13 protein-coding genes are annotated in these 14,615 nt (G+C 72.5%); 5 read left to right on the forward strand and 8 right to left on the reverse strand.

Annotation, left to right across the window (positions count from 1 at the left end; all coding sequences use genetic code 11):
- Positions 1–6 precede the first annotated feature (6 nt).
- On the forward strand, positions 7–606 hold the full coding sequence (locus AB0B55_RS19395) for a hypothetical protein (RefSeq protein ID WP_357132785.1): 600 nt from the start codon (positions 7–9) through the stop codon (positions 604–606).
- 3 nt (positions 607–609) lie between these two features.
- On the opposite strand, the gene AB0B55_RS19400 is transcribed toward AB0B55_RS19395, so the two are convergent.
- Positions 610–1,044, reverse strand: a complete 435-nt coding sequence (locus AB0B55_RS19400) for a hypothetical protein (protein ID WP_357172628.1) — start codon at positions 1,042–1,044, stop codon at positions 610–612.
- A gap of 314 nt (positions 1,045–1,358) precedes the next feature.
- Here AB0B55_RS19400 and AB0B55_RS19405 point away from each other — a divergent pair, with 314 nt between their 5' ends.
- Both AB0B55_RS19405 and AB0B55_RS19410 read left to right on the forward strand, forming a co-directional pair.
- A complete protein-coding gene (locus tag AB0B55_RS19405; protein ID WP_357172631.1) occupies positions 1,359–4,010 on the forward strand; it encodes an FtsK/SpoIIIE domain-containing protein in 2,652 nt (883 codons plus the stop codon).
- Between the two features lie 28 nt (positions 4,011–4,038).
- Positions 4,039–4,737: a hypothetical protein gene (locus tag AB0B55_RS19410; protein ID WP_357172634.1), complete on the forward strand. Its 699-nt coding sequence runs from the start codon at positions 4,039–4,041 to the stop codon at positions 4,735–4,737.
- Positions 4,738–4,773: 36 nt separating this feature from the next.
- Here the strand turns inward: AB0B55_RS19410 and folE are convergent, their stop codons facing one another.
- From folE to AB0B55_RS19430, 4 genes are all read right to left on the reverse strand, one after another.
- Positions 4,774–5,439, reverse strand: a complete 666-nt coding sequence (gene folE / locus AB0B55_RS19415; RefSeq protein WP_357132965.1) for a GTP cyclohydrolase I FolE — start codon at positions 5,437–5,439, stop codon at positions 4,774–4,776.
- Positions 5,440–5,474: 35 nt separating this feature from the next.
- Complete coding sequence (ftsH, locus tag AB0B55_RS19420; RefSeq protein ID WP_357132793.1) at positions 5,475–7,496, reverse strand: ATP-dependent zinc metalloprotease FtsH; 2,022 nt, start codon at positions 7,494–7,496, stop codon at positions 5,475–5,477.
- A 464-nt stretch (positions 7,497–7,960) separates the two neighbouring features.
- Positions 7,961–8,536 carry a hypoxanthine phosphoribosyltransferase gene (hpt, locus tag AB0B55_RS19425; RefSeq protein ID WP_357132795.1) on the reverse strand — a complete coding sequence of 192 codons (576 nt, stop codon included), beginning with the start codon at positions 8,534–8,536 and terminating at the stop codon, positions 7,961–7,963.
- A 101-nt stretch (positions 8,537–8,637) separates the two neighbouring features.
- Positions 8,638–8,787 carry a hypothetical protein gene (locus tag AB0B55_RS19430; protein WP_355052605.1) on the reverse strand — a complete coding sequence of 50 codons (150 nt, stop codon included), beginning with the start codon at positions 8,785–8,787 and terminating at the stop codon, positions 8,638–8,640.
- Positions 8,788–8,925: 138 nt separating this feature from the next.
- Here AB0B55_RS19430 and AB0B55_RS19435 point away from each other — a divergent pair, with 138 nt between their 5' ends.
- A complete protein-coding gene (locus tag AB0B55_RS19435; protein ID WP_357132797.1) occupies positions 8,926–9,906 on the forward strand; it encodes a helix-turn-helix domain-containing protein in 981 nt (326 codons plus the stop codon).
- On the opposite strand, the gene tilS is transcribed toward AB0B55_RS19435, so the two are convergent.
- From tilS to dacB, 3 genes are all read right to left on the reverse strand, one after another.
- Complete coding sequence (gene tilS / locus AB0B55_RS19440; RefSeq protein ID WP_357172637.1) at positions 9,893–10,885, reverse strand: tRNA lysidine(34) synthetase TilS; 993 nt, start codon at positions 10,883–10,885, stop codon at positions 9,893–9,895. The two genes, AB0B55_RS19435 and tilS, sit on opposite strands and share 14 nt — an antisense overlap.
- A gap of 10 nt (positions 10,886–10,895) precedes the next feature.
- Positions 10,896–11,966: a zinc-dependent metalloprotease gene (locus AB0B55_RS19445; protein ID WP_357132801.1), complete on the reverse strand. Its 1,071-nt coding sequence runs from the start codon at positions 11,964–11,966 to the stop codon at positions 10,896–10,898.
- A gap of 136 nt (positions 11,967–12,102) precedes the next feature.
- Positions 12,103–13,647 carry a D-alanyl-D-alanine carboxypeptidase/D-alanyl-D-alanine-endopeptidase gene (dacB, locus tag AB0B55_RS19450; RefSeq protein WP_357172783.1) on the reverse strand — a complete coding sequence of 515 codons (1,545 nt, stop codon included), beginning with the start codon at positions 13,645–13,647 and terminating at the stop codon, positions 12,103–12,105.
- Between the two features lie 454 nt (positions 13,648–14,101).
- Here dacB and AB0B55_RS19455 point away from each other — a divergent pair, with 454 nt between their 5' ends.
- Positions 14,102–14,608: an inorganic diphosphatase gene (locus AB0B55_RS19455; RefSeq protein WP_355052506.1), complete on the forward strand. Its 507-nt coding sequence runs from the start codon at positions 14,102–14,104 to the stop codon at positions 14,606–14,608.
- Positions 14,609–14,615 lie beyond the last annotated feature (7 nt).

Here is a 14,615-nt window from a genome sequence, read left to right on the forward strand (position 1 = left end):
ACTGGCATGACCGGACCGCTGCCGGACCCGTTCGCCGACCAACCCGACTGGGCGCCCCGGCCACCCCGCCCCCTGACCATCGTGCCCGCCACCGGGCGCGTGGAGCTGCGCGGGCAGCGGGTGCTCGTGGGTCTGCCCGGGCTGGGCTGGCGTGGAGACCTGCGCGCGGACGACCGGGTCGTGCAGGGTGCCCGAACCTACGTGCCGGTCATCCCCGAACACGAGTGGTACCGGGCCGAGGCCGACCAGGTCGAGGTGTTCGCGCCGCTGGTGCCGGTGGAGCGGGTGTGGGTGGAGACGGTCGGTGAACGGCCCGCAACGGAGGGCGTACGGGACACCGGCATCCGCTTGGTCTCGCTCGACGGCCCCTCCCACCGCGCTCCCACCCCCGTGTTCGAAGCGGACGCGGTCACCGGACGCCGGGTGGTGCACGTTGAGGACGGACGCGAACACCGGGACATGCGGGCGGTGACCGAAACCTACTCGGGCGCCGAGGGCGACATCTGCGTGCGGATCACGCCCGAGGTGGAGTGGTACCGCTGGGCCTGGCGTGGCCAGTCACCCACCACGCTCGAGGTACCCGTCCATCTGCTGTGGATCGAGTGACACCTAACCGACCCTCGCGCCAGTACATACACGCCAACCGTCTCTGTCCTGAACATCGAACCGCCAGGTATCAGCCAGACTCTGTTGAATCCCATCGATCGATGCACTACGGCGGATTACAGCGGTGACCGAGGCATTATTCGAATTAATCTTCGCGACGCTAACACCTTCGATGTTGATCGAGAATGAAACGCCAAGTTCTTGCTCACGTCGGACTGCTTGCGCATTGAACTGATCCAGAGCCGGGACCGACCCATCACAAGTAAATAGCTTGGCTCTGTTGGGGTCGCGAGACACAAGCGCTGCCTGCAGATAGTTGACGACGACCACGTCGGGGGCGCTGCGGTCCGGGGCGGCGGCGCGGTTGTAGAGCACGAAACCTGTCGCCACCCCACCGAGCAGGAGCAGCGCGAGCACACCACCGACAACGATGAGCACGGTGCGCAGCCGGCGGCGTCGTGGCTGTGGTGCCGGCGTTGGCGGGGCCGGCGGCAGCTGTTCGGACGGAGTCCGCTGGGCCGGTACGCGGGAGACCTGGGAACCGGCGGGGGGCTGCACTGATTCCACCTCCTGACGTTAACGGCTGGACGGCGCGGAGCCAATGCCTCAGATCCAGCGGATCGTGACGGACCACTCCCCACCGGTGACATCCGCGACAACACCGGCGCACCGCCGCGGTACCTCCCGGAGGTGCGGCTCTGGCTGGGATACCGTCACTGCTCGGGGAGGGGTTGCCGACCTCGGGTGAGGGGGTGGACACGGTGGCCGGTCCGAAGGCACGCACGAACCGCGCCGCGGCGCTGCACCGCCGGGCTGCCGCTGTCGTCACCGCCGCCGCCGGGATCCTCGACGAGGTACGCCCGGCCCCTGCTGATCAGCGCCGCCAGTACGAGTTGGCCGAGCGGCTTCAGCTGGTTGCCGCGCGGCTGGCCCCGGGCTGGTCGGGAGCCGCTCTGGATTCACTCGACGTGGGCTCTCCGGCGGGTGACGGCCCACCACCGTTCGTACGGGTCGGCACGGCGGCGCCCTTGGACGACGCCCGGTTTCCCGCTCTGGTGCCGCTGGTCGGTACGGGCCATCTGAGCGTGGATGCCGACGGGCGGGAGCCTCGGGTGGCGGGCCTGCTGCGGGCCGTGGTGCTGCGGCTGCTGGGCGCCGCGCCCGCGGGCGCGCTGCTGGTACGCGCGGTGGACGCCACGGGTGCCGTGCTGACGCCGTTCGGCGCGCTGGCCGACGCCGGGCTGCTACCCCCGCCGGCGGTGGACGTGGCGGGTCTGCGCGCGGTGTTGACGGAGGCGGAGCAGTGGGTGACGCCGGGGGCGAGCGGACGGCGTCGTCACGACCGTACGCTGCTGCTGGTGGTCGCCGCGCTCCCGGAGTTGACCGGCCCGACCGATCTGGCGCGGATCGAGACGCTGGCCGAGCAGGGGCCGGCGGCGGGGCTGCACCTGGTGGTGGCGGGGTGGCCGCCGCCCGGCCCGTACGCGTCCCGGGATCCGTTGCCCCGGGCCACCTCGCTGGTGTTGCGCAACGCGTACGCGCTGCTCGGCGACCCGCCGGGCGCATCGTTCGCCAGCCCCGGGGCCGAGGCGCCGGGTGGGATGAACTCACCGGTCTTCGTGGAGACGGACCCACCGGCGGATCTCGCCGACGCGGTCTGTCGGCGGCTCGCCGCCCAGGTGGAGGCGGGCTCCCGGTTGGCGTTGGCGGATCTGTTGCCGGAGACGGGTGACAGCCGGTGGACGGCGGATGCCTCGGACAGCCTCACCACGATGGTGGGTGACGCGGGCGGTCGGCCGGTGCCGCTGGGCTTCACGGAGCTGACGCCGCACTGGTTGGTGAGTGGCCGGTCCGACGCGGGTCGTGCCGCGTTCCTGACCACCGCCCTGCTGGGGCTGGTCGCCCGGTACGGTCCGGACGATCTGACGCTCTACCTGGCCGACCTGGGCGACGGCGAGTCGTTCGTGGAGTTTCTGCAGACCGAGCGGGACCGCTCCTGGGTTCCGCACGTGCGGGCGGCGGCCATGGCTGCCGACCGGGAGTACGTCCGGGACCTGTTCGACCAGCTGACGGCCGAGGTGCGGCGCCGCGCGGAGGCGGCGGAGCGGGCCGGCGGGCAGCGCTTCGCGGAGCTGCGCCAGCACCGCCCGCTGCCTCGCATCGTCTGTGTGGTGGACAATGTGCCGTTGCTCTTCGCCGAGCGGGATCGGCTGGCCACCGAGCTGGCCGCGCAGGTGGACGCGTTGGCCCGGTCCGGTCGGGCGTACGGCGTGCACCTGGTGCTGGCCGGCGCGGGTGAGCTGGGGTTGAGTGCCCGCTCGGACGCCGGGCACCGGGATTCGGCGCTCGGGCAGTTTCCGGTACGGGTGGCGTTGCCGGGTGGCGGCCCGGTGTTGGAGCCGACAAACGATTCGGCCGCCGGTCTGCCGGTGGGCAGCGCGGTGGTGAACACCGCCGGAGGGTTGGGCGGCCCACGTGGCGCGATCCGTGGTCACGAGCGGCTGATCCGCCACCCCGATCCGCTCGACGATCCGGCGGTGGTCGAACGGCTGCGACACGAGCTGTGGGCGGCCCGACCGTCGGAGGCGGTGCCGCCCGTGGTGTTCGCCGGGTACGCCCGTCCGCTGCTAGGCAACGATCCGCGTCACCGGGCGGCCCTGGCGGGGCAGGCAGGTGGCCCGGCGGCCTTGCTGGGCCGTGCGGTGGACGTGGCCCGCACGACGGTCGCCGTACCGATGGGGCCTGCTCCTGGACGTAACCTCGCGGTGCTGGGCTCGGGCGCGGCGGCGGGTGGCCTGCTGGCGACGGCGGCCCGGAGCACCGCGAGCCACCATGCGGCGGGCACCGCCCGGTTCGTGGTGGCCGCACCCGACCAGGGGGCTCGCCCGCTGGCGGAGGCGTTGACGGCCGAGCTGGCCGCCCGTCATCCGGCCCGACTGGTGGACCTGCCAACGCTGTTGGCGGACGCCGACGACGAGCTGCCGACGTACCTGGTGGTCTTCGGGTTGGATCGGCCCGGTCCCCGGGATCTGCCGGCGGATCGGTTGCGGGCGCTGCTGCGGGACGGGCCACCGGCGGGCCGGCACCTGCTGGGTTGGTGGCGGGCGGTGCCGCCGTTCGCCGCGCTGCTGGAGCCGGACGGCGAGGTCGACAAACTGGCCGCCGTCGTGGCGCTGGACGTGCCGGCCGCGCAGCTCGCCGCCGTGTTCGGCAGGCCGGTCCAGTGGCGGGCGCGTCCGGACCGGGCGGCGCTGTGGGATGGTCCCGACGAGCGGGGCACGATCCTGGTGCCGTTCGCGGAGGAGACGAGGAGACCGGACGAAACGAGGAGACCGGACGAGACGGGGCGACCAGACGAGGCAGGGCTACCGGACGAGACGGGGCGCGCGGGCGATGCGGGTTGAGCCGGCGATGCGTAGGGAGGGTGCCGAGGTGAGGGCGACGGCGACCGGTCCGGGTCCGCAGCGGACCGCCGGTCCGGACGCTGGCACGGCGCCTGTCGACGCCTGGGCCGAGTACCTGGCGGCGGCCCGTCAGCTCGATGCGGTCCGGCGCGGCGCGGCGACCGCCGCCGGTGAGCAGGCCCGCTCGGCGGAAGCCGCCCGGGAGGAGCTGACGGTGGTGCGCGCCGGGTTGGCGACCCAGCAGGAGCGGTTGCGGGAGCGGGGCGTACCGGCGATCTCGCTGGTGCCGTCGCCACCGGAGCTGACGGAGGCCGCCCGGTCGATGGCCGGCGGCCCGGCCGCCGTCCTGGCGGCGCTGCGGACCGCACGGGGTCGGGCCGAGGCGGCGGACGCGGCGTTGGCCGCGCGCCGCGGCCTCCGACCGACCTCCTGGCCCGCGCGGGCCCGAAACCTCCTGGTGTACGGGCCGCTGGCGCTGCTGGTGCCGCTGATCCAGATCATCGTGTACGCGACGACCGGGTCGGGCCCGGCCAGCGTGCTGGCCCTGGTCGGCGGGCTGCCGATGCCGGCGGCCGCCTTCGTCGTCGGCTGGGTGTGTGTCGGCCGGGTGTTCCGTGCCGCCCCCGACGACCAGGTGGACCGCACGGTGCGCTTCGGCGTGCTGGTCTGCCTGGTGCCGGCGGTCCTGGTCACGACCGGCCTGCTGCTGGCTCTGCTGGCCGGCTGACCCACCGGCTACCCAGCCGGCGGTCGCGCGGGTGGGTCAACGGGGAAGGATCAGGGCCATCGCCTCGGCCCGCGACTTCGAGTCCGTCTGCAGGATGCCGCGCACCGCCGACGTGATGGTCTTGGCGCCGGACTTCTGGATGCCGCGCATCGCCATGCACATGTGCTCGCATTCCAGCACGACGACGACGCCGCGCGGGGCCAGCCTGCTCATCAGCAGGTCGGCCACCTGCGAGGTGAGCCGCTCCTGCACCTGGGGTCGGCGGGCGAACACCTCGACGAGGCGGGCCAGCTTGGACAGGCCGGTGATCCGCCCGTCCGGGCCGGGGATGTAGCCGATGTGCGCGCTACCCCGGAACGGCAGCAGGTGGTGCTCGCAGAGGCTCATCACGTCGATGTCGCGGACGATCACCAGCTCTTCGTGGTTGGCCTCGAAGGTGGTGCTGAGCACCTGCGCCGGGTCGACGCGCAGGCCAGCGAAGAGTTCGGCGTACGCGCGGGCGACCCGGGCCGGGGTCTGTTGGAGGCCGTCCCGGTCCGGGTCCTCGCCGACCGCGATCAGGATCTCGCGGACGGCTCTCTCGATCCGGCCGAGGTCGACCGCGTCCTCGACGGGACGACCGGTCAGCTTGCCGCTGATCAACCGGGCGGCGACGTAGTCCAGCTCGTCGTCCCCGTCGGGTTCGGTCGCGGACACGGCCAGCTCCCCGTGGGGGGAGCTGGCCGTCGGGTCGTTGCTCAGTGCGTACCGTCCGAGTTGTTGCTGGACGGCGATCCGCCGCCGACGGACGCCTGCGCGCCGTCGGCCTCGGCCTGCGCCTTGAGCTTGTCCTTCTCCGCGGGGGTGAGCACGGGCGGCTCGGTGGACGGCTGGCGCTTGCCGAACCCGTTGTACGGGGCGAGCGGCGGGCGCTTGACCACCCGGGAGCAGATCCGCGCCATGTCGGCCGTGGAGAGGGTCTCCTTCTCCATCAGCTCGAGCACGATGTTGTCCAGGACGTCCCGGTACTCGACCAGGATCTCCCACGCCTCGTCGTGCGCGAGCTCGATCAGGGCCCGCATCTCGCCGTCGATCTCGGCGGCCACCGAGTCCGAGTAGTCCCGCTCGTGGCCCATGTTGCGGCCGAGGAACGGCTCGTCCCCGCTGGTGCCGTACTTGATCGCGCCGAGCTTGGAGCTCATGCCGTACTGGGTGATCATCGCGCGGGCCAGCTGGGTGGCCTTCTCGATGTCGTTTCCGGCACCGGTGGTCGGCTCGTGGAAGACCAGTTCCTCGGCGGCCCGGCCGCCCAGCGCGTACGCCAGGGTGTCGATCATTTCGGCGCGGGTCTGGGTGTACTTGTCCTCGGTCGGCAGCACCAGGGTGTGGCCCAGCGAGCGGCCACGGGACAGGATCGTCACCTTGTGCACCGGCGCGGCGTGCGGCAGCGCCCAGGCGACCAGCGCGTGGCCACCCTCGTGGTACGCGGTGATCTTCTTTTCCTGGTCGCTCATCACCCGGGTCCGCCGCTGCGGACCGGCGACGACCCGGTCGATCGACTCTTCGAGCGAGTCGTTGGAGATCGCGCGCTGCTCCTTGCGAGCGGTGAGCAGGGCCGACTCGTTGATCACATTGGCCAGGTCGGCGCCGCTGAAGCCCGGCGTGCGACGGGCCACCGCGTCGAGGTCGACGTCCGGCGTGAACGGCTTGCCCTTGGCGTGCACCCGCAGGATGGCCTTACGGCCCTCCATGTCGGGGGCGTCCACCGGGATCTGCCGGTCGAACCGGCCCGGGCGCAGCAGCGCCGGGTCGAGGATGTCCGGCCGGTTGGTGGCCGCGATCAGGATGACCCCGCCCTTGGTGTCGAAGCCGTCCATCTCGACGAGCAGTTGGTTGAGCGTCTGCTCCCGCTCGTCGTGGCCGCCGCCCATGCCGGCGCCACGGTGCCGGCCGACGGCGTCGATCTCGTCGACGAAGACGATCGCCGGGGCGTTCGTCTTGGCCTGCTCGAACAGGTCACGGACCCGGCTGGCGCCGACGCCGACGAACATCTCCACGAAGTCGGAGCCGGAGATCGAGTAGAAGGGCACCCCGGCCTCGCCGGCGACCGCGCGGGCCAGCAGCGTCTTACCCGTTCCGGGCGGGCCGAACAGCAGCACGCCCTTCGGGATCTTGGCGCCCAGGGCCTGGTACTTGGCCGGGTTCTGCAGGAAGTCCTTGATCTCGTACAGCTCTTCGACGGCCTCCTCGGCACCCGCGACGTCCGCGAAGGTCGTCTTGGGGGTGTCCTTGGTGATCATCTTCGCCTTGGACTTGCCGAAGTTGAGCACCCGGGAGCCGCCGCCCTGCATCTGCGACATGAAGAACAGCAGCAGGAGCACGAGCAGCGCGATCGGCAGCAGGTTGACCAGCAGGCTCACCCAGATGCTGTCCGAGGAGACCTTGGCGTCGGCCGGGCCGGTCACCCGGTTGGCCGCCTTGGCCGCGAGCACCTCGTTCCAGACCTCGTCGCCCACCTGGTACGGGAACTGGGCTTCGATCCGGTCAGTGGTGGTCTCACCGAACTTGGTCTTGTTCTTCAGGTCGAGCTGGAGCGTCTGCTCCTTGTCCTGAAAGATGACCTTGTTGATCTGTGCGGTGTGGAGCTGGTCGAGCGCAACGGAAGTGTCCACGCGGTGGTAGCTGGGACCAGCGGTGAACAGCTGACTGAGCACAACGGCGCCGAGGATGACCAGGATGATCCAGACCACCGGTCGGCGGAAGAAACGCGTACGTTCCATACTGTTGTCGAGCGCCGGAGCGCCCGCATCCTCCTGATCGACGTCCTGACCGTCTGATGGTGTCGCCGCGGTGAGCGGCGGCCGGAGCCGCCGTGCGGGCCGGCTCGACCCCGAGGCACCGAAACTGCCGCGCCGCGGTCATTCGACGGTACACCGTGTACGCGAGGAGTGAGCTTGCGAGCCCCGCAGTCGTACACAATCACAGCGGTGTACGCGAGGAGCGAGCTGGTGAGCCCCGCGGTCGTGCACCATCGAATCGGGTCCGGGTGGTAACCGGCGTGGCGGGGAGTCCGGCCCGGCCACCCGAACGTTCGGTCACGCGGTCGAGGGGCCGGACGCGGAGTTACCTCCACGCCACCGGGGTCCACCGTAACCGCAAGAGCTGAGAGCCCGCTGAACGTCTGCTTGATGAACGCCGATACGAATCGCCTTCACCCGGGTCGGCGGCGGGCCGGCGACCGGGTTCAGGAGCGGGCGTAGACCTCGGGCTTGAGCACCCCGACGTAGGGCAGTTCCCGGTAGCGCTCGCCGAAGTCGAGGCCGTAGCCGACCACGAACTCGGTGGGGATGTCGAAGCCGACGTACTTCACCGGCACCGGCACCTTGACCGCGTCCGGCTTACGGAAGAGCGCGACCACCTCGACGCTCGCCGCCGAGCGCGACTCCAGGTAGCGCAGCAGCCAGGAGAGCGTCAGCCCGGAGTCGACGATGTCCTCGACGACCACGACGTGCCGGCCGGCGATGTCGCGGTCGAGGTCCTTGAGGATGCGGACCACCCCGGAGGAGGTCGTGCCCTGGCCGTAGGAGGAGATGGCCATGAAGTCGAGTTCGGCCGGGGGGCCGCTTCGGCCCAGCGCCCGGGCGAAGTCCGCCATGAACATCACCGCGCCCTTGAGCACGCAGACCAGCAGCAGTCCGTCGCCCACGTGGGCGTAGTCGGCGGAGACCTGCTTGGCCAGTTCCGCTGTCTTCTCGCGGATCTGCGCCTCGGAGATGATCACGTGGTCGATGTCGGCGTCGTACCAGGAGCCGTCAGCCATGACTCCTAGCCTGCCGTACGTCGGATGGCCTCCGTCGGCGGGGCCGCACCTTTCGGCACGGTCCCGCCCAGGATTTTTACCGCGAAGGGTGCTAAAAGGCATCAGCTGGTACGGGACCGCCAGCGGCGGCCGTCCTCGCTGGGCTTCCAGTCGGCCGAGTCGTGGCTGTCCACGGTGAGGTTCGCCGCCGAGGCGGCGACGAGCAGGACGAGGAACAGGAGGAAGAACAGGAACTCCATGGCGGCGCTCACTTTCGCATGATTGCTGTCGGTTTCGCCGCCGGTGCGCACCGGACTGAGACCAGTCTGCGCCGACGCGCACCGCCCGGACAGTGGCAGAGATGCCATTGGGCATCGATTTACTGCCATCTCTCGGGTTACCCTCGTCACATGCTCCGATCCGTCGCCGTCCTCGCCCTGGACCAGGTCGCTCCCTTCGAGCTCGGGGTGCTCGCGGAGGTCTTCGGCACCGACCGGACGGCCGACGGCTTCCCCGCGTACCGCTTCGACGTGTGCAGTCCCGACGGGGTTGCCGTACGCACCTCGGCGGGCTTTCACCTCACGCCGAACGCCGACCTGGCCCCGCTTGAGGAGGCCGACCTGGTGGCCGTTCCGGCGCACGGTCAGGGCACCGTCGTACCCGACTGTGTGCTCGACGCGTTGCGCCGCGCCGACGCGCGCGGGGCCCACCTCATCAGCGTCTGCTCCGGGGCCTTCCTGCTCGGCGAGGCCGGACTGCTCGACGACCGGGAGTGCACCACCCACTGGCGGTACGTGGACGAGCTGCAACGCCGGCATCCCCGCGCCCGGGTGCGGTGCAACTCCCTGTACGTCCAGGACGGTCGGCTGCTCACCAGCGCCGGCACCGCGGCCGGTATCGACGCCTGCCTGCACCTCGTCCGCCAGGTGCACGGCTCGGCCACCGCGACCCGGCTGGCCCGGCGGATGGTGGTCCCGCCGCACCGCGACGGCGGCCAGTCGCAGTACGTCGAGGCGCCCATCCCGAAGGCCCCCGAGGCGCCCACCCTGGAACCGGTGCTGGAGTGGCTGATGGGGCACCTGGACCGGACGATCACGGTGGAGGAGCTGGCCGCCCGCGCCGGCATGGCCCCCCGGACGTTCGCCCGGCGGTTCCGGGCCGAGACCGGCACCACCCCGCACGACTGGCTCACCAACCAGCGGGTGCTACTCGCCCGACGACTGCTCGAGGAGACGCCGCTGAGCGTGGAGGCCGTCGCCGACCAGGCCGGTTTCGGTGACGCCGCCGCGCTGCGCCACCACTTCAGCCGCCGGGTCGGCGCCACCCCGCACAGCTACCGGACGACCTTCCGGGACCGGAGCGACGGCGCGGCGGCCCTCAGCCCGAGCTGAGGACCGCCAGTCGGTCGCCCCGACGAAGTACGCGAACACCCCCGGGCAGGTCGGTCGGACCCTGACCGTGCCAGTCGGTGACCAGGGCGTCCAGCGCCCCGACGTGCCGGTGCGACAGGGCGCCCCCGACCGCGCCCAACTCGAGGGCCCAGGCGTGCAGCACCCGACCGCGTACGGCGGCGGTGAGGCCGGCCAGCTCCGGCACCGCAAGCCCACCGGCGGGATGCCGGGATGTCAGCAGCGCCCTCGCCGCGATCTCGTCGAGGGCGGTGTTGTCCGCCGCCACCAGCCGGGCGGTGCGCGCCAGGTTGGCCACCACACCCGGCCCGAGCGCCCGTACCAACGCCGGCAGCACGTCGGCCCGCACCCGGGAGCGGGCGTACGAGGGGTCGGTGTTGTGCGGGTCCTGCCAGGGGCTGAGCCCGAGGACGGCACAGGCGGCGCGGGTCTGCTCCCGGCCGATCTCGAGCAGCGGACGCAGCAGCGGAACCCCGGCCAGCTCCCGCCGATCGGGCATCCCGGCCAGCCCGCGCGGGCCGGCCCCCCGGGCGAGCGCGAGCAGCACCGTCTCCGCCTGGTCGTCGCGCGTGTGGCCGGTGAGCACCGCGACCGCCTCGTGCTGCCGCGCGGCCTCGGCCAACGCCTCGTAGCGGGCCTGGCGGGCCGCCGCCTCCGGCCCGCCCGGACGGCCGGCCACGTCCACCCGCACCGCCACGACCGGCGCGAACCCGGCCTCTCGGGCCCAGGCGGCCACCGCCTCCGCGCGCCGTGCCGAACCGTCCTGCAGTCCGTGGTCCACGGTCACCAGGCCGGCGGGAAGACCCAGCCGGGGCGCCACGAACACGGCCGCCGCCGCCAGGGCCAGCGAGTCGGCCCCACCGGAGCAGGCGACCAGCACCGGCCCGCCGGACGGCAGGTGGGTCAGCGCGCGACGGACCGCCACCCGGATCGCGGCCACCGGCGGGGCGAGCGCGGCCACCGGCGGACGGTCAGCCGGCGGACGGAACGGTGCCGGCCGGGCCGTGCACGCGTGCCACCCAGGCGTCCGGGTCGCCCAGCTCCGACAGCCGGGGCAGGGTGAGCGGTGAGTTGAAGATCTGGTTGAAGCCGTCCATGCCGACGCGCTCGACCACGCCGTGCACGAACTTGCGACCCTCGGCGTACTGGCGCATCTTGACGTCCACCCCGAGCAGCCGACGGATCGCCTTCTCCAACGGGTTGCCCGCCTCGCGGCGACGGTTGAACGAGGCCCGGATCCGCTCCACGCTCGGGATCACCTGCGGGCCGACGCCATCCATCACGAACTCGGCGTGCCCCTCCAACAGGGTCATCAGCGCGGTGAGGCGGTCGAGGACGGCCCGCTGCGCCGGGGTCTGCACGATGTCCAGCACGCTCGTCCGGCTCTCCGGGTCGCGGACCGCCTCGGACAGCGTCGCGACACCGCGCCGCAGCCGCTCGACGAGATGTTCGCCGCCGCTGGACGACGCGTCCACGAACGCCTGGACCTCGCCGAGGAAGTAGGCCCGCATCCAGGGCACGGCGGTGAACTGGGTGCGGTGGGTGACCTCGTGCAGGCAGACCCACAGCCGGAAGTCCCGGGAGTCGGCTTCGAGCTTGCGCTCCACCTCGACAATGTTCGGCGCCACCAGAAGCAACTGCCCCGGGTCGGCGGAGAAGACCTCGTACTGGCCGAGGACCCGGCCGGACAGGTAGGCCAGGACGGTGCCGGCCTGCACCCCGGTCAGCCGCGACCCGATCGCCTCGGTGAGCGCGCCGGGCTGCTTGTCGCCGGACAGCCGGCTGACCAGTGGGGTGATCACCTCACGCAGCCCGGCGATGTTGGTGGCCGCCCAGTCCCGCCGGTCGACCACCCGCACCGGCGGGTGCGCCACCTGCGCCCGCAGGCCGGTGTAGTCGGCCACGTGCCCGGCGGCCTCGTCGGTCAGCCGACGCAGGTCGCCGACCACGTCGGTGGCCTCGGTGTACGACACCCGGGGGCCCGACTTGCTCAACGCCCCCGCGGTGGCGGCGGCCAGATCCCAGTCCACGAACTGCGCCATGAACCCACCGTACCCGCGTCGCGACGCCCCGGGCCGGGCTCGCGTCGGCGATCGACGCCGGTCGCGGCCCCGCGTGCCGACCCGGGCCGGGCCCCGGAGCTGGTCAGCGGCAGCCGGAGCCCGCCCGTGCGGACGGTCAGCGGCAGCCGCAGCCGGCCAGTGCGGAGGCGATGCGGTCCAGCGCCGGTTGGGCGGTGTCCGTCCCGCCGGGCACCTTGTCGGTGAGCACCGCGAAGGTGAGCAGTCGGCCGTCGGCGGTGGTGACCAGGCCCGCGATGGCGTGTACCCCGGTCAGGGTGCCGGTCTTCGCGCGTACGGCACCGGCGCCGGCGGCGGTCCCCGGGGCACCCCGGTAGCGCTCGCCCAGCGTGCCGGACCAGCCGCCCACCGGCAGGCCTCCGAAGACGCCGGCCAGTTCCGGATGATCCGGACTCGCGGCCAGTCGGATCAGGTCGGTGAGCAGCGACGGGCTGATCCGGTTGCGACGCGACAGCCCACTGCCGTCGGAGAGGGTGATCTCCTCGGCGGGCAGGCCCAGCTCCGCCACCTCGGCGTCCATCGCGGCAGCGCCGCCGTCGAAGGACGCCTTCTGGTTTCGTGCCAGGGCCACCTGGCGGGCCAGCGCCTCGGCCAGCAGGTTGTCACTCTCGCTGATCATGATGTCGACCAACCGGATCAGCGGTGGGGACTGCACCACACCCAGCTCCGTACCGGCCGGCGGGGTGCCACCGGCGGCGGTCGCCAGAGCCGGGGCCGTACCCCGCTTGACGGCGCTGGTCGGTACACCGAGCAGCCGGGCGAACGACCGGCCGGCGGCCAGGTCGGGCTCGGGGACCCGCTCGGCGCCGCCGGGCTCGGCGCCCGGGTCCTTGCGTGCCCCGTCGGTCATCAGCGCGGTCACCGCGCCGCCGTACCCGCCGGTCGGGATGTCGTCGTCCCAGCCGGGGCCGTACAGCGGGCCGGAGTAGACCGTGCCGTCGACGGTGACGCTGGTCGGGGCGGTGCCGCCGAGGGCGGTACGCACCTGCGCGGCCAGGTCGTCCAGGCGTGCCGCGCCGGGGTAGTAGCCCTTCTTGTTCACCGCGAGCGTGGGGTCACCGCCGCCGACGATCACCACCTCGCCCGGCTTGGTGCCGGCCACCGCCCGGGTCGGGATGCGGAATCCGGGGCCGCGGGCGGCCAGCACGGTCACCGCCGTCGCAAGTTTGGTGACGGAGGCGGGCACCGTGCCGTCGTCCGCGCCCTTGCCGTACAGCGTCTGACCGGTGGTCACGTCGGCCACCGAGACGTTCACCCGGTCACCCAGGGCGGGTACGTCGACCAACGGGTCGAGCACGGCCCGTACCGCGTCGGCGCTGGGCAGCGGCGCGTTCGGGTCGGGTCCGTTCAACACGTCCGACGGGTCCGGTTCGGCGCTGGCGCCGGCGGCGGTCGGCGCGGACGCCCCGTCGTCGCCCAGCCAGCCCGCGACCGGGCCGGGACGGGTCACCACGACACCCACACCGGCCAGCACCAGCAGCACCACGACGGCCAGCACGGTCACCAGTCGCCCGCGACGGCGCGGCGTGGTCGGCGGCGTCACCGGCGGTTCGACGTCGGCCGTCGAGGGCAGCGCGGAGATCGGCGGACCCAGCGGCGGTACGCCGTACGGATCGCCGCCGGCCGAACGCTCGCCGGGCATCGGGCCGCCCCAGGTGGGGCCGCTCGGGGCGGGTCGGACCGACGCGCGACCCGGGGGGTGCGCGCCGCTCGCGGGGCGGTCCGGGCCGAGGACCGGGAAGCGACCGTTGTTCGGTCCCGCCGGGGCCGAGCCGGACGGACGCCACGGCAGCGGCGGTGGCCGCTCGGGAACCGACTCCTCGGGGACTCGGGGGAAGTGCGCGTCCGGCACGGGACCCTTCCGGTCGCGCCACCGGAGCCGGATCGTCCGGTACCGCCTCTGACGCCCTCGTCCGGACGGTAGTGTGAATCTTCCCTCCCCACGACCCCCTCCTCCCCCAACGAAAATCGGCTTGGGTGACACTACTTCGGTCCGAAGACTATGCGGCGGCCGGAGTCGGCGGGTGGGCATTCACCTGTCCGGAGGGCCGCCAGTGGTTCCGTTAGCCAGCGTGGGCAGACGAGGGAGCGTGCAGATGGATTTCGACGTGACGGTTGAGATCCCGAAAGGTCACCGCAACAAGTACGAGGTGGACCACAAGACCGGCCGGATCCGGCTGGACCGCACCCTGTTCACGTCCACCCAGTACCCGGCCGACTACGGCTTCATCGAGGACACGCTGGGCGAGGACGGCGACCCGCTGGACGCGCTCGTGCTGGTCCCCGAGCCGACCTTCCCGGGCTGCCTCATCCGCTGCCGGACCATCGGCATGTTCCGGATGACCGACGAGAAGGGCGGCGACGACAAGGTCCTCTGCGTCCCCTACGAGGACCCTCGTCAGGAGCACCTGCGCGACATCCACCACCTGGGCGAGTTCGACCGCCTGGAGATCCAGCACTTCTTCGAGGTGTACAAGGACCTGGAGCCCGGCAAGTCGGTCGAGGGCGCGACCTGGGTCGGCCGCACCGAGGCCGAGGCCGAGATCCGCGCCTCCTACCAGCGGGCGCGCGACGCCGAGGCGCGCGGCGAGTCCACCCACTGACGTACGA

The organism is Micromonospora sp. NPDC049107, from assembly GCF_040648595.1.
In the GTDB taxonomy this organism is placed as follows: Bacteria; Actinomycetota; Actinomycetes; order Mycobacteriales; family Micromonosporaceae; genus Micromonospora.

Coding starts and splice junctions, on each gene's coding strand:
- ftsH (WP_357132793.1), bottom strand. CDS start 7,496: ATGGAACGTACGCGTTTCTTCCGCCGACCGGTGGTCTGGATCATCCTG.
- dacB (WP_357172783.1), bottom strand. CDS start 13,647: ATGCCCGGCGAGCGTTCGGCCGGCGGCGATCCGTACGGCGTACCGCCG.
- AB0B55_RS19435 (WP_357132797.1), top strand. CDS start 8,926: ATGCTCCGATCCGTCGCCGTCCTCGCCCTGGACCAGGTCGCTCCCTTC.
- hpt (WP_357132795.1), bottom strand. CDS start 8,536: ATGGCTGACGGCTCCTGGTACGACGCCGACATCGACCACGTGATCATC.
- AB0B55_RS19445 (WP_357132801.1), bottom strand. CDS start 11,966: ATGGCGCAGTTCGTGGACTGGGATCTGGCCGCCGCCACCGCGGGGGCG.
- AB0B55_RS19395 (WP_357132785.1), top strand. CDS start 7: ATGACCGGACCGCTGCCGGACCCGTTCGCCGACCAACCCGACTGGGCG.
- AB0B55_RS19455 (WP_355052506.1), top strand. CDS start 14,102: ATGGATTTCGACGTGACGGTTGAGATCCCGAAAGGTCACCGCAACAAG.